This is a genomic window from Euzebya sp. (genome assembly GCF_964222135.1).
Taxonomy (GTDB): domain Bacteria; phylum Actinomycetota; class Nitriliruptoria; order Euzebyales; family Euzebyaceae; genus Euzebya.
In genome coordinates this window covers 79,032-93,536 of the sequence record NZ_CAXQBR010000104.1, presented here as the reverse complement: position 1 = coordinate 93,536, position 14,505 = coordinate 79,032, and the positions used below count along the sequence as shown (strand labels likewise).

The following is a 14,505-nucleotide window of genomic DNA, read 5'->3' as shown; positions in this document are numbered from 1 at the left end:
GCGTTCGTGCGGGGTGGGATGCGGGGTGGGAGGGGCGGGTCAGAGGTGGGGGCGCAGGTGGAACACGTGGACCGGCTCGCCGGCGGACGGGTCCAGGCGGACGTAGTTCCGCGGTCCCTGCCAGGTCCAGGTGTGGCCGGTCAGCAGGTCGTGGACGTCGTAGGGCGCATCGACCCCGTCCATCCCCAGCTGCCACATGTCGAGGGCCGTCATCCCCTCCTGGGCGTGGTGGGGGTCCAGGTTGGCGATGACCACCAGCCGGTCGAGCGGCACCGGCCCGTCGGGCATGCGCCGCCCGGGGACGGCGTCGCCGGCCACCCCGTCGACGTCGGCGGGCACGGCGGTCTTCGAGAAGGCCAGCAGCTGGTCGTTCTCGATCCCGTGGAACCACACGTTCCGCAGGTCGCCGAGCAGCACCCGGTGGCTGTGCCGCAGCTCGTTCAGCCGCGCGATGAACGGCGCGATCGAGTGGTCGACGTGGAAGTCGCGCGGCCGGTAGGCGTACTTCTCCGAGTCGAGGTACTCCTCTGATCCCGGCCGGACGGGGACGTGCTCGAGCAGCTCGTAGCCGGAGTACATGCCGTAGTTGGGGCTGAGCAGTGCCGCCAGCGCGACGCGGACCTTGAACGCGGCCGGCGACCCGGACTGCAGGTACTCGTGCAGGATGTCCGGGGTGTTCGGCCAGAAGTTGGGCCGGTAGTAGTCGGCGGAGTCGGTGTGGGCCAGCTCGGTCACGTACTCGGTGAGCTCGTGCTTGGTGTTCCGCCACGTGAAGTACGTGTAGGACTGGCTGAACCCGAGCTTCGCCAGCTGCCGCATCATCGCCGGGCGGGTGAACGCCTCGGCCAGGAAGAGGACGCCGGGGTCGGTCTGGTGGATCTCGTCGATGACCCACTCCCAGAACGGCAGCGCCTTGGTGTGGGGGTTGTCGACCCGGAAGATGCGGATGCCGCGGTCGATCCAGAACTCGAGGACGCCCTTGAGCTCCTCGCACAGCCCGTCGATGTCCTCGGTGTCGAAGTCGATGGGGTAGATGTCCTGGTACTTCTTCGGCGGGTTCTCCGCGTAGGCGATCGAGCCGTCGGCCCGGTGGCGGAACCACTCGGGGTGCTCGGTCACCCACGGGTGGTCCGGCGAGCACTGGATCGCGAAGTCGAGGGCCACCTCGAGGCCCGCCTCGCCTGCGGCGGCGACGAAGTCGTCGAAGTCCTCGAGCGTGCCGAGGTCGGGGTGGACGGCGGTGTGCCCGCCGGCCTCCGACCCGATCGCCCAGGGGACGCCGGGGTCGTCGGGACCGGCGATGAGGGTGTTGTTCGGTCCCTTGCGGTGCGCGTGGCCGATCGGGTGGATCGGCGGGAGGTAGAGGACGTCGAAGCCCATCGCGGCGATCTCGCCGAGCCGCGACTGGGCGGTCTTGAACGTCCCGCTGGTCCGCCCGTCGGAGCCGACGGACCGCGGGAACATCTCGTACCAGGCGCTGAACCCGGCGCGGTCCCGGTCGACCCACAGGGTGAACGTGGGCGACGTCGTCAGGTCGCGCCGGTCGGGGTGGGCGACCAGGACCTGGCGGAGATCGCCGGCGCGGGCCGCGTCGACCCGCTGGTGCACCGGCACGGCATCGTCCCGCAGCGTGGCGGCGGCCCGTTCGAGCCGGCTGACCTGCTCGGCGGGGACGTCGTCGCCGGCGGCGTGGCGCTCGAGCAGCAGCGCCCCCTCCTCGAACTCGAGGGAGAGGTCGGCCACGCCCGCCTGGTGCTTCTTCACCAACCCGTCGAGCCACGAGGCCCAGTGGTCGGTCCAGCCGAGGACCTGGAACTCCCAGGCCCCCACCTCGTCGGGCACGAACCGCGCCTCGAAGCGGTCCTGGGGGCGGGCCGCCATCGGCAGCTCCCGCCAGCCGTCCCCTCCGGGCGGTCGGTGGCGGACCGCCCCCGCCACCTTGTCGTGACCCTCGCGGAAGAGGACGGCGGACACCTCCACGACGTCGGAGGTGGTCGCCTTCGCGGCGAAGCGCCCGCCGTCGACGACGGGGCTGATGTCGGTCATCTGGATGCGGTTCTTCACGGCCTTCTCGTTGTAGACGATGCCACGGGCGCTCTGCAGGCAGACCTGCCCACGCCGCGGCCGCTCTGAACCCGCACGACGGGCGGATCTCGCGGTGCGCCGGTGTGCGCTGGGTCGGGAGGACGGGTACGGGTGTCCTGTGCGTCCCGACGGTGTGTACGCTTCCGGACTTCGGTGCTGACAGCGCTTGCATCCCGTCCCGCCTGATCGACGACCACGTGAGGACCCACTGATGGTGAAGGCAGTCCGAACCCTCCGCGTCCGTCCCTCCCTCCCCGCGGAGCTCGAACCGCTGGCCGACCTGGCCGCGAACTTCCGCTGGTCCTGGGACGCGCCGACCCGCGAGGTCTTCCAGTGGGCCGACAAGCAGCTGTGGGAGGACGTCGGCAACAACCCGGCCGCGCTCCTCGGCGGCCTCAGCCGCGAGCGGATGGCCGAGCTCGTCGCCGACAAGGCGTTCCGCAGCCAGCTGGCGGAGGTCCGCGCGGACCTCGAGCGCTACCTCACCCAGCCGCGGTGGGCCCAGGCCCAGGACCCCGCCCCGCCGGCGGTGGCGTACTTCTCCGCGGAGTTCGGGATCACCGAGGTGATGCAGGTCTACTCCGGCGGCCTCGGCATCCTGGCCGGCGACCACCTGAAGGCCGCCAGCGACCTCGGGCTCGAGCTGGTCGGCATCGGCCTGCTGTACCGCCACGGGTACTTCCGCCAGCACCTCGACGCCGACGGCTGGCAGCGCGAGCAGTACCCCGACCTCAACCCCTACGACCTGCCGCTGACCCGCCTCGAGGACGAGTCGGGCGAGCGGCTGCTCGTCGAGGTGGACCTGGCCGGCCGGACCGTCGCCGCCCAGATCTGGAAGGCCGACGGCGGCCGGGTCCCGCGGCTGCTCCGCGACACCGCCATCGGCGCCAACCACCCCGACGACCGCGTGGTCACCGACCGCCTGTACGGCGGGGACTCCGAGCACCGCCTCCGCCAGGAGATCGTCCTCGGCATCGGCGGGGTCCGGGCCCTCGCCGAGGCGCAGCGCATCGGGGCGGTCACGATCGAGCCGTCCCTGTTCCACGCCAACGAGGGGCACGCCGGGTTCCTCCAGTTCGAGCGCATCCTCCGCTACGTCCGCGACGGCTCTGCACATGACGCGCCTTCGGCGCTGGACTTCGACCAGGCGGTCGAGTGCGCCCGCGCGTCGGTGCTGTTCACCACCCACACCCCGGTGCCGGCCGGCATCGACCGGTTCGACCGCGGGTTGATCGAGCGCTACTTCGCCTCCTACGCCGAGCAGGTCGGCGTCTCCCTCGGCCAGGTCCTGCAGATCGGCCGCGAGCCGTCCGACGACGCCGGCGCGGTCTACAACATGGCGATGATGGGGCTGCGGCTCAGCGCCGGGGCCAACGGCGTGTCCCAGCTGCACGGCCACGTGTCGCGGGAGATGTTCGCCGACCTGTGGCCGGGCGTCGAGGCGTCCGAGGTGCCCATCCACGCGATCACCAACGGGGTGCACGCCAGCACCTGGATCGGCTCGGAGATGGCGGCGGTGTTCGACCGCGTCCTGCCGCCGGACTGGTCGCACAACCCCGACTCGTGGTCGCTCGCGTCGCGGATCACCGACGACCAGATCTGGCGCGCCCGCAACCGGTCGCGCGAACGCCTCGTGCAGACCGTGCGGATCCGCGCCCGCGAGCAGGCCGTGCGGCGCGGAGAACCCCTCGGGGCGCTCGGCTGGACCGACACCCTGCTCGACCCGGACGCGCTGACGATCGGGTTCGCGCGCCGCTTCGCCACCTACAAGCGGGGGACGCTGCTCCTGACCCAGCCCGAGCGGTTGAAGGCGCTGCTGACCTCGGTCGACCGGCCGGTCCAGTTCGTCTTCAGCGGCAAGGCCCACCCCCGCGACGACGGCGGCAAGGGCTTGATCCGCGAGCTGGTGCACTTCAGCAACGACCCGGAGGTCCGCGGCCGCCTCGTGTTCCTCGAGGACTACGACATGCGGATCGCCCGCACGCTGGTCGCCGGGTGCGATGTGTGGCTGAACAACCCGCGCCGTCCCCACGAGGCCAGCGGCACCAGCGGCGAGAAGGCGGTCCTCAACGGCGCGCTGCACGCCTCGGTGCTGGACGGCTGGTGGGACGAGATGTACGAGCCCGCCAACGGCGCCTCGGCCGAGAACGGCTTCGCGATCGGCGGGCGGACCCAGAACCCCGACCCGGTGCAGCAGGACGCCGCCGACGCAGCCGCCCTGTTCGAGCTGCTCGAGCACAGCATCGTCCCGGCCTTCTACGACCGGACCGACGGGCCCCTGCCGCGACGGTGGCTGGCCCGCGTCCGGGCGTCCCTGACCACCCTCGGCCCGAAGGTCCTCGCCAGCCGCATGGTGCAGGACTACACCCGGCAGCTGTACACCCCGATCGCCCAGCGGGCCGCACGGCTGACCGCGGACGGCGGTGCCCGGGCGCTCGAGCTGGCGGCCTGGCGCGGGCACCTCGCCACCGGGTGGCCCGACGTGCGCATCGAGACGATCGAGCTCGACCACGCCGTCGGGTTCATCGGCGACGCCCGCGAGGTCATCGTCGACGTCAACCTGGGCCAGGTGTCCCCCGAGGACGTCGCCGTGCAGATCGTCCACGGACCGATCGGCGCGGACGGGACGATCCTCCACCCGAGCGTCGTGTCCCTCGCCCACGACGGGTCGGGCGACGTGCACCAGCGCTACCGCGCGACGATCGAGCTCGACGTCAGCGGCGAGTACGGGCTGGCCGCCCGCGTGGTGCCGACCCACCCCGACCTCCGCAGCTGGGCCGACACCGGCCTGGTCACCTGGGCTAGCTGAACTCGGGGCTACCTGAACCCGAGATCAGGCCCGCCGGATCGCCTCCGGACGGCGCAGGGCCGGGCGCGTGAGGGTCAGCAGGCCGACCGACGCCGGGGTCCAGGCCGCGACCAGCAGCGCGTGGAGCGGCACGTCGTCGGCGACCACCGCCACGGCGACGAGGACCAGGACGCCGAGCGCGGCCACGACCGTCAGGTAGCGGCCCGCGAGCGCCACGTCGGCGGGGCCGACGAGCCACTGCAGCCCGCTCAGCTCGCCGGAGTCGAGGCGGTCGGCGATCCGGGGGAGCAGGCCCGCGAGGACCCCGGCCCCGGTGCCCGCCAGGGTCGGCGGCGCCCACAGGAACGCGACGCCCACCCAGCCGAGCGCGGTGGCGACGTCCGCCCGCTCGCCCAGCGCGACCTGGACGGCGAACAGGGCCATCGCCGCGTCCACGACCGCCGCCACGGCGCACCCGCGAGCCACCGCCCGCAGGCGCGCCGCCTCCGCCTCGCGCCGGTCGGCGGTCATCGGCCGGCTCCACCCGCGCGACCCGACCGGCGGTCGGACCGGCGTCGCCGGCCGCGGCGCCAGCGCGAGCCCGACGGCGGCCGTGCCGGCGACCGCCAGCGCGATCGCCGACAGGACCAGCACCGCACCGGTCCCGTCGTCGTGGCCGGCGATCACGACGCCCGCGACGACCACCCCCACCGTCGACAGCCCCACCACCGGCAGGGTGGCGAGCTGACGCCGCTGCCGCCGGGGCGCCGCTGCGAGGGCCGTGGCCGGGACCGTCCCCGCTGCCACCTCGGCGGCCGTGCGCCAGCGGGCGGTCCACCCGCGCCCCACGACCAGGACCCAGGCCGCGGTGCCCAGCAGGGCGAGCCCGGCGACGGCGGTGCCGAGCCCCTCCGCGCCACCGGCGGTGACCAGGCCCACGAGGGCGGCCAGCCCAGCCACGGACCGCACCGCCCACAGGGCCGGCACCCGCCGCGCCGCCGTCCGCCGGACCTCCTCGGCGGGGGAGAGGCAGTCCTCCACCCAGCCGTCCGTGCCGACCTCCACCACCCCGCCGCCTGCGCGGATCCCCTCCATCCCTCGACCCCTCCGCCCGGTCAGTCGTGGTCGAGCACCGGCCGGGGCCGGTACGGCGTCTCGAGGGCGTCGAGGTCCTCGTCGTCGAGGGGGACGTCGACCGCGGCGACGGCCTCCGACAGGTGGGACGGCTTGGTGACCCCGACGATCGGGCTGGTGACACCGGGCTTTTGGAGCAGCCACGCGAGGGCGATCTGCGCGCGGGTCACGCCGTGCTTCTCCGCCGCCGCACCCACCGCGTCGAGGATCGTCGGCTCCTCGCGGGAGCCGTACAGCACCGGGGAGAAGTGGTCCGAGCGCGCCCGGGTCGTGCTCGTGTCCGACAGCGGGCGGGCGAGCACGCCGCGCGCCAGCGGCGACCAGGGGAGCAGGCCGACGCCCATGTCGAGGCACTGCGGGATCATCTCCCGCTCCTCCTCCCGGTAGAGGAGGTTGTACTGGTTCTGCATCGTCACGAACGGCGTCCAGCCGTTGGCGGCGGCGACGTGCTGGGCCTTCGCGAACTGCCAGGCGTACATCGACGAGGCCCCGATGTAGCGGACCTTCCCGGCCCGCACGACGTCGTGCAAGGCCTCCATCGTCTCGGCGATCGGGGTGTCGTAGTCCCAGCGGTGGGTCTGGTACAGGTCGATGTGGTCGACCCCCAGCCGGCGCAGCGAGGCGTCGACGGCGTCCATCACGTGCCCGCGGCTGAGCCCCCGGTCGTTCGGCCCGTCACCGACCGGTAGGTGCACCTTGGTCGCGAGGCCGTAGTCCTCGCGGCGGGGGAACACCTCGCGGAGCATCCGGCCGGTCAGCTCCTCCGACACACCGATCGAGTAGACGTCGGCGGTGTCGAAGAAGGTGATCCCGGCGTCGGCGGCGGCGCGGACCAGGGGCAGGGCCCGGTCGTGCGGCAGCACCCAGTCCCTCCACCCCGGGTCCCCGTAGGACATCATCCCCAGGCAGATCCGCGACACCTTCAGTCCGGTGGTGCCCAACCGCACGTGCTCCATGGAGCGGCAGCCTATGCGCCCGCCGGTGGAGGGGCGCGCAGGGCGAGGAGAGGGGAGAGAGGCCACGGTGAGCCGAGCCGATAGCTCACCGTGGCCGGGAGGCAAGTCGCACAAGCGAGGGAGGCGACCAGCCGGGGGGAACCGTAGGCCCGCTGCGTGGCGGGGCGGTGGCCGTCGCGTTTCGGTCGTGTGAAGACTGCCGGGACGGGCCGGGGGGCCGGTCACGGGGGGTCCGCGCCGTAGCGGCGGAGGACCACGAACGTCGTGGTGCGCGTCGTCGTCGGCCACGACTTGACCTCGTCCAGGACCGCGTCCAGCTCCGCCGACGTCGGCGCCTCGAACCGCACCAGCAGGTCGAAGGCACCCGACACCGTCTCGGCTTCGCGGAACGCCGCCAGGCCGGCGAGCCGGCGGACGTAGCGGCCGGTGTCGCGGGTGTCGGTCAGGATCCCCACCCGGGCGACGTGGTGACCCGGGTCGCTCGGGTACCGGACCGCGGCGTGGTACCCCGTGATGATGCCCTCGTCCTCGAGGCGCCGGACCCGCGACAGCGTGGCCGTGCGGCTGAGGCCCACGCGGCGCCCCAGCTCGGCCATGCTGAGCCGACCGTCCTCCGCGAGCTCGCGGACGATCGCGTGGTCCATCCGGTCCATGGTCGTTCCGTCTCCTCACTGGTCAGATCGTCGACGACGAGGATGCCACCTCCACGATCCGTCGGGCGCGGTCGACGCTCGCCCCGTGGACACTCACCTCATGCGCCCACACGACGTCCACGCCGCGCTCGGCGAGCACCTCCTGATCGACGGCTACCCGATCGTCCTCGACACCGCCGCCTCGCAGGGGTCGTGGCTGGTCGACGCGCGCGACGGCACCCGGTACCTGGACGTCTTCACGTTCTACGCCTCGTCGCCGCTCGGGATGAACCACCCGGGGCTCGTCGAGGACGCCGCCTTCCGCGAGGAGCTGCTGGAGGTGGCCATGAACAAGCCGGCCAACTCCGACGTCTACACCGTGGCGATGGCCCGCTTCGTCGAGACCCTCGACCGCGTCCTGGGCGACCCGGCGCTGCCGCACTGGTTCTTCATCGAGGGCGGCGCCGCCGCGGTCGAGAACGCCCTCAAGGTCGCCTTCGACTGGAAGAGCCGGCACAACGCCGCCCACGGCCGCGCCGCCGCCGGCGGACGGGTCCTGCACCTGACCGGGGCGTTCCACGGCCGCAGCGGCTACACGATGTCGCTGACGAACACCGACCCCGCCAAGGTGGCGAGGTTCCCCAAGTTCGACTGGCCCCGGATCGACGCGCCGCAGGTCACCCACCCGGTCGCCGACCACCTCGCCGACGTCGAGGCCCAGGAGGCCGCGGCCCTGCGGCAGGCCGCCGCGGCGTTCGCCCGCCACCCCCACGACATCGCCTGCGTCATCGCCGAGCCGATCCAGGGCGAGGGTGGGGACAACCACCTGCGACCCGAGTTCCTGCGGGCCCTGCAGGACCTGGCCCACGCCAACGATGCCCTGTTCGTCCTCGACGAGGTCCAGACCGGCGCCGGCATCACCGGCACGGCCTGGGCGCACCAGGGCATGGGGCTCGAGCCCGACGTGATCGCCTTCGGCAAGAAGCTGCAGGTCTGCGGGATCATGGCCGGCCGCCGCGTCGACGAGGTGCCCGACAACGTGTTCGCGGTGTCGAGCCGGATCAACTCCACCTGGGGCGGGAACCTGACCGACATGGTCCGCGCCCGCCGGATCCTCGAGGTCATCGAGTCCGAGGACCTGATCACCGCCGCGAAGGCCACCGGCGCGCACCTGCTCGAGCGCCTCGAGGACCTGGCCGCCCGCCACCCCGCCGTCGTCTCGAACGCCCGCGGACGAGGGCTGCTGTGCGCCATCGACGTGCCGGACGGTGACGTGCGGGACGCGATCGTGTCCCGCCTCATGGCCGACGAGCAGGTCCTCATGCTGGGGTGCGGCACGCGCACGCTGCGGTTCCGCCCCTCCCTCGCCGTCACCACCGACGAGCTCGACCACGCCGTCGACTCCCTCGACCGAGTCATCGCACGCCTCTAGCCACCGGAGCAGCACCACCCATGTCCCGCACCATCGCCTCGTCCATCGCCGGCCGCCACGTCGAGGGCGCCCCCGGCGGCGAGCTGTCCCTCGACAACCCCGCCGACCTGTCCGACCACGTCGCCACCGTCCACCTGGGTGACGCCCAGACCGTGCTGGCGGGCGCGCGGGCCGCCAAGGACGCCCAGGGCGCCTGGGCTGCCACGCCGGCACCCCGCCGCGGTCGCGTGATCCAGCAGATCGGGCGGATCATCGAGGCCAACAAGTCCGCGCTGGCGACGCTCGTGACCCGCGAGATCGGCAAGCCCCACGGCGAAGCGCTCGGCGAGGTCCAGGAGATGGTCGACACCTGCGACTTCTTCCTGGGGGAGGGGCGTCGGCTGTACGGCCAGACCGTGCCCTCGGAGATGCCGGACAAGCAGCTGTTCACCTTCCGCCGCCCGGTCGGGTCGATCGTCGTGGTCACCGCGGGCAACTTCCCGGTGGCGGTGCCGTCCTGGTACCTCGTGCCGGCGCTGCTGTGCGGCAACACGGTCACGTGGAAGCCCGCGGAGTACGCGGCCGCGAGCGCCCAGGCGGTCGCCGAGCTGTTCTGGGCCGGCGGGTTGCCCGACGGCGTGCTGAACCTGGTCCTGGCCGACGGGGCATCGACGTCGGAGGGGATCGAGCTCGGCCTCGAGGCCGGCGTGGTCGACAAGATCGGCTTCACCGGGTCCGTCGCCGTCGGCCGTGAGCTGGGTGCCCTCGCCGGACGGCACCTGCAGACGCCGTGCCTCGAGCTGGGCGGCAAGAACCCGCTCGTCGTCATGCCGGACGCCGACCTGGACCTCGCGGTCGAGGGTGCGCTGTTCAGCGGGTTCGGGACCGCGGGGCAGCGCTGCACCTCCCTCGGGACGGTGTTCGTCCACGAGTCGATCCACGACGAGTTCCTCCGCCGCTTCGACGCGGCCACCCGTGCCGCCGTGGTCGGCGACCCGATGGACGACCGGGTGCTGTACGGACCGATGATCTCCCAGCGGTTCTGCGACACCTACCTCGGGTGGCTGGACGCGATCGAGGGCCACCACACCGTGCACGGATCCACCGGCGTCGGGCGGATCACCGCGGACAACCCCCGGGACGGCTTCGTCGGCGATCCCGACGCCGGGATCTTCTGCCACCCCACGATCGTCGACGGGATCACCGCGGAGGACGAGCTGTACGCGAACGAGACCTTCGGGCCCCTCGTCGGGGTGGGGTCCTTCGCGGACCTCGACGAGGCCATCGAGCTGGCCAACGGGCACGGCTACGGGCTGTCGTCGTCGATCTACACGACCAGCCCGACGTCCGCGTTCCGCTTCGCCGAGCGGGTCAGCGCCGGCATGACGTCGATCAACAACTCCACGTCGGGCGCCGAGGCCCACCTCCCGTTCGGGGGCAACGGCAAGTCGGGCAACGGCTCACGCCAGTCCGGCATGTGGGTGCTCGACCAGTTCACCCGCTGGCAGTCGGTCAACTGGGACTACGCCGGCAAGCTCCAGAAGGCCCAGATGGACATCGAGGACGTCCCCGCCGACCTGGACTTCCGCCTGTCAGACTGACCCCTCGAACCCCTCCGCCGGGATGGATTCGACATCGTCGGTGCCGGCCACGGGATGGACTCGACATCGTCCCACCACGCTCGTGTGCAGCAGGAGGCGTCATCGTGCGGGTGACGGCCCTGTTCTGGTGACCACGGGCCCAGTACAGACCACCGGGGTTGTCGATTCCATCCGAGGGGCGAGGCGTCGGCGCGCCGGTTATCCACAACTGCGAGAGCGAAGGGCGACGGGGGAGGGGTGGGACAGGCCATGGTTCCGGCATGGAGCTGCCCGCGGCAATCGCCGTGCTCGCCGCCAGGAACCCCGGCAGGGTGTTCTGCCGCAAGCAGGTGTTCCGCGCGGGCTACCGCGACACGCACCTCACCGCATGGCTCCGCGAGGGGTTGATCGAGCGGCTCGCACCGGGGTGGTACCGGATCGTCGACGACCTCGTCCCGGTCCTGCAGGACGCGTGGCTGGCGCAGTCCTACATGCACGGGTCGAGCGGCCGGCCACGTCCGGTGATCAGCGGTGCGGCGGCGCTAGAGGGCTACGGGGTCACGGGCATCGCGCCGCGATCAGGTCGCCCGGTCCTGCTGGTCCAGAGAGGGGACCGGGTCCGGATCGCGACCGATCCCTTCCACGTCCTCCACGCCGACCTCACCCGCACCGAACGGGTGCTCCACAGGGGGCTCTGGCTCGCCGGGCCTGCTCGGGCGCTCGCGGACCTGGTGGTCGAGTGGGGCGATGAGGACGTGCAACGGCTCATCGACGCGGTCGATGCGACGCGCAACCACATGCGCCTGCTCACCGTCGACCTCATGGCGGCGTGGGCCGCGCTACCACGTCATCCGGGGGCGGCGCTCCTCCTCGAGCTCGCCGAGGCCGGCACCTTCGACGTGGACAGCCAGGGCGAGCGGCTGGCCCTCGACGAGGTGTTCTCCCGCTGCGCCCACCTCCCGGACTGCCAGGTCACCGTCCTCCCGAACATCCGGGTGGACTTCATCTACGTCTTCGCCGCGCTCGTCATCGAGTACTACGGGTGGGTGCACGACGGCCGGGCGGACACCGACGCGACGCGGATGATGGCGCTCGAGCTGGGGAACTGCCGGACGCTCGTGATGACGAAGAGCATGATCCACGAGCCCATCCCGATCGCCGCGCACATCGACCGGGTGCGGGAGGAACGGGAGGGGCTCGTCCTGGCGGGGAAGCTCCGGCCCCTCACCCTCCCTCCCCAACCGCCTCGGCGCGTCCCCCTCCGGACGACGATCCCGCTGGGCTGACCGCGGGCGGGGGAGGGGGAGGGGAGGAGGTGCCCGATCGTGCCGTGCGCTCTCCGAGTTGGAATCGACACCGTGGTGCCGGTACCCGGGATGGAATCGACACCGCCGGCGGGTGAACACGCCACGGCGGGCCCGCGAACCTGCGGGATCCTGACCGCGAGGAGTGACCCTGCTCCGTGGTGGCCACCGTGGAGATGTCGAATCCATCCGCTCGACCCCGCTCAGGATGTCGAATCCATCCGCGCGGGGCGGTCAGAGGTCAGAGGGCCCCCGACACGCCCCAGCCGTCCAGGACGGCGGGGAGCTCGGCGAGGTCCTCGATGATCGCGTCGGCGGCGCGCCCGTCGCCGGGGGCGTGGTCGTTGGCGACCCACACCGCGAGCATGCCGACGCCCTGGGCGCCCTGGATGTCGTCGATCGGGCGGTCGCCGACGTAGGCGCACTCGCCGGGATCGACGCCGAGGCGCTGGGCGAGGAGGCGGAACGGCTCGGGATGCGGCTTGATCCAGTCGAGCTCGCAGGTGTAGATCCGCTGGTCGATGAGGTCGGCCAGGCCGTCGCGCTCGAGGAAGTGCTCGTGGAACGACCGGGGCCAGTGGGTGTTCGACAGCAGGCCGACGGCGAGTCCGCGGTCGTGGAGGTCCTCGAGGACGGCGCGTGCCTCGGGGACGTGGCGGATCGTCGGGGTCCACGCGTCGAGGTGCGCGTCGTGGGCTGTCGACAGCACCGCCTCGGCGACGTCGAGCCCGAGCTCCTCCGACGCCTCGCGCAGCAGGTCCATCAACCGGGCCGAGCGCATCGTCGTCTGCGTCCGTCCCCACGAACGGCGCTCGACGTCCACGAGGACCTCGGTCAGCCGCCCGTCGTCATCGGGATCGAGCACCGTCGCCGCCGCCCGCCACAGGTCGATCAGCTCGACCTCGACGTGGCGCGCCAACGTCCCGCCCCAGTCGAAGCAGACGGCCCGGAGGGTCATGGCTCGGCCGCTGCCCGGTACCACCGGCTCTCGTCGGTGGGCGGCGGGCGCAGGCGCGCCTCGACGACCAGCACGGTGGGGTCCGGTGCGGCGATGTGCGCGCGCAGCGCGGCGGTGAGCTCGTCGTCCAGCGCGTCGATCCGGTCCGCGCGGAGCCCGAAGGTCCGCGCCGTCGCCGCGTAGTCGGGGCTCTGACGGTCGAAGCTGCCGGGATCCTCCCCGAGCTGGCGGAGCAGCGGGCGGAGCCGGCCGGCCCCGCCGTCGTCCACCACGATCACGGTGAGGGGCAGCTTCTCCCGCGCCAGGACGACCAGCTCGCCGAGGGCGGCCAGCAGGCCCTGGTCACCAACGATCGCCACGACGGGCTCGTGGGACGCGGCCGCCGCCGCGCCGATCGCCGCCGGGAGGGCGTAGCCGACCGTGTCGAGGTCATCGGGGAACAGCAGGGTGCGCGGCAGCGTCCACTCGTGGAACGCGGCCAGCCAGCGACCCGCCGCGGAGGGATCCGCCACGACCGTCGTCCGGTCCGGGAGGGCGGCGCTGACGGCCTCGAGGAAGGCCATCTCGGTCGGGTCCGACTCCCGCAGCTCGCGGCGCACGCCGGCGCGCAGCTCCTGGAGCCGGGACCGCACGACCGCGGTGCCGCCGCGGTAGCTGACCGCGTCCGAGAGCGCCTTGGTCAGCACCTTCGCGTCGCCGCGCAGCAGCACGTCGGGGCGGTAGTGCCGCCCGGCGTCCACCGGGTCGGTGTTGATCGCGATCAACGTGCCCGGCTCGGGCATCCGCAGCCCCTGGGTGGACTGGACGTCGAAGTCGGTCCCGACCGCGACGACGAGGTCGGCCTCGTCCCACATCCGCCCGACCTCCGGCAGGTGCGGCGGCAGCCCCACCAGGCACGGGTGGCGGGCCGGCAGCAGGCCCGCCGCCTGTGTGGTGGTGACGACGGGCGCCCCGACCTTCTCCGCCAGCTCGGCGATCGCCCCGCCGGCACCGGCCCGCATCGCACCCCCGCCCGCCCAGATCAACACGTGCTGAGCCGCGTCGACCATGTTCCCGGCGCGGCGCAGCTGGACGTGCTCGACGGATCCGGTGGCCGGCTTGGTGGGCGGCTCCGGTCCGTCCTCGTCCGGCTCCGGTGCCGCCGGCGCGACGAGGAACCCGGGGGTGAGGTGCAGCACCACCGGCCCGCGGGGGCCCGAGAGCGCCGTGTCCGCGACCTGGCGGAGGACCGCGACGACGTCGTCCATCGACCCGAGCTCGACGACGTGGTCGACGTGTCGGGGGGCCAGGACCTCGACCGGTGCGGGTGCGCGACCCGGACCCGGCGGCCCGGGCGGGGCGACCCCCACCTCGATGATCAGGAGCGGGACCTCGGACGCGACGGACTCACCGACCTCCGGCCGATCCCCGAGCGGCGCCGACGACGGGCCGTTGACGACCACGCCGAGGCGGCCGGTGCGGCGCGCGTAGCCGTCGGCGGCCCGGACCGCGGCGCCGGGCGCGGTGCAGGCGACGAAGCGGACGCCCTGGCTGCGCAGCCCGACGACCAGGGGCAGGTTGTGGGCGCCCGGCACGCCGAACACCACGTGCGCGTTGACGCGTCCCAGCGCCCTGACCAGCGCCTCTGCACCTGTTGCCATGGGTGACAACGTAGCGA

The 14,505-nt window shown here is 73.0% G+C and carries 10 protein-coding genes; 4 read left to right on the top strand and 6 right to left on the bottom strand.

Annotation, left to right across the window (positions count from 1 at the left end):
• Positions 1-39: 39 nt before the first annotated feature.
• Positions 40-2,064, bottom strand: a complete 2,025-nt coding sequence (locus ACEQ2X_RS23075) for an alpha-1,4-glucan--maltose-1-phosphate maltosyltransferase (protein WP_370328238.1) — start codon at positions 2,062-2,064, stop codon at positions 40-42.
• A gap of 232 nt (positions 2,065-2,296) precedes the next feature.
• Between ACEQ2X_RS23075 and glgP the strand changes: the two genes are divergently transcribed.
• The gene (gene glgP / locus ACEQ2X_RS23070) at positions 2,297-4,894 is read left to right on the top strand and encodes an alpha-glucan family phosphorylase (RefSeq protein WP_370328237.1); all 2,598 of its coding nucleotides are present in this window, start codon (positions 2,297-2,299) and stop codon (positions 4,892-4,894) included.
• A gap of 24 nt (positions 4,895-4,918) precedes the next feature.
• On the opposite strand, the gene ACEQ2X_RS23065 is transcribed toward glgP, so the two are convergent.
• From ACEQ2X_RS23065 to ACEQ2X_RS23055, 3 genes are all read right to left on the bottom strand, one after another.
• Complete coding sequence (locus ACEQ2X_RS23065; RefSeq protein ID WP_370328236.1) at positions 4,919-5,968, bottom strand: hypothetical protein; 1,050 nt, start codon at positions 5,966-5,968, stop codon at positions 4,919-4,921.
• A 20-nt stretch (positions 5,969-5,988) separates the two neighbouring features.
• Positions 5,989-6,963, bottom strand: a complete 975-nt coding sequence (locus tag ACEQ2X_RS23060; RefSeq protein ID WP_370328235.1) for an aldo/keto reductase — start codon at positions 6,961-6,963, stop codon at positions 5,989-5,991.
• 221 nt (positions 6,964-7,184) lie between these two features.
• Positions 7,185-7,607: an Lrp/AsnC family transcriptional regulator gene (locus ACEQ2X_RS23055; protein ID WP_372530587.1), complete on the bottom strand. Its 423-nt coding sequence runs from the start codon at positions 7,605-7,607 to the stop codon at positions 7,185-7,187.
• Positions 7,608-7,716: 109 nt separating this feature from the next.
• On the opposite strand from ACEQ2X_RS23055, the gene lat reads away from it, so the two are divergent.
• The 3 genes from lat (at position 7,717) to ACEQ2X_RS23040 (ending at position 11,872) form a co-directional block, all read left to right on the top strand.
• Entirely contained in the window at positions 7,717-9,027 is a 1,311-nt protein-coding gene (lat, locus tag ACEQ2X_RS23050; protein ID WP_370328233.1) for an L-lysine 6-transaminase, read from the top strand.
• 20 nt (positions 9,028-9,047) lie between these two features.
• A complete protein-coding gene (locus ACEQ2X_RS23045; RefSeq protein ID WP_370328232.1) occupies positions 9,048-10,607 on the top strand; it encodes an aldehyde dehydrogenase family protein in 1,560 nt (519 codons plus the stop codon).
• Positions 10,608-10,867: 260 nt separating this feature from the next.
• Complete coding sequence (locus ACEQ2X_RS23040) at positions 10,868-11,872, top strand: hypothetical protein (RefSeq protein WP_370328231.1); 1,005 nt, start codon at positions 10,868-10,870, stop codon at positions 11,870-11,872.
• Positions 11,873-12,131: 259 nt separating this feature from the next.
• Here the strand turns inward: ACEQ2X_RS23040 and ACEQ2X_RS23035 are convergent, their stop codons facing one another.
• The gene (locus ACEQ2X_RS23035; protein WP_370328230.1) at positions 12,132-12,848 is read right to left on the bottom strand and encodes an HAD family hydrolase; all 717 of its coding nucleotides are present in this window, start codon (positions 12,846-12,848) and stop codon (positions 12,132-12,134) included.
• Positions 12,845-14,488: a thiamine pyrophosphate-binding protein gene (locus ACEQ2X_RS23030; RefSeq protein WP_370328229.1), complete on the bottom strand. Its 1,644-nt coding sequence runs from the start codon at positions 14,486-14,488 to the stop codon at positions 12,845-12,847. Before ACEQ2X_RS23030 ends, ACEQ2X_RS23035 begins: the two co-directional genes overlap by 4 nt.
• Between the last annotated feature and the right edge of the window lie 17 nt (positions 14,489-14,505).